General features: G+C 57.1%; 1 rRNA gene. It reads right to left on the minus strand.

Annotated features, from left to right (window positions below):
* A 23S ribosomal RNA gene (locus tag ACSG5Z_RS30250) occupies positions 1–310 on the minus strand; the annotation flags it as partial.

Below are 310 nucleotides of genomic sequence, written 5' to 3' on the forward strand. Positions count from 1 at the left end.
CCGTTGAGCGATGGCCCTTCCATGCGGAACCACCGGATCACTAAGCCCGAGTTTCGTCCCTGCTCGACTTGTAGGTCTCGCAGTCAAGCTCCCTTATGCCTTTGCACTCTACGAATGATTTCCAACCATTCTGAGGGAACCTTTGGGCGCCTCCGTTACACTTTAGGAGGCGACCGCCCCAGTCAAACTGCCCACCTGACACTGTCTCCCGGGTCGATAAGACCCGAAGGTTAGAATATCAATACAGTCAGGGCGGTATCCCACCAGCGCCTCCACCGAAGCTAGCGCTCCGGTTTCAATGGCTCCCGCC

The organism is Bacillus pretiosus, from assembly GCF_051294775.1.
Lineage (GTDB): Bacteria > Bacillota > Bacilli > Bacillales > Bacillaceae_G > Bacillus_A > Bacillus_A wiedmannii.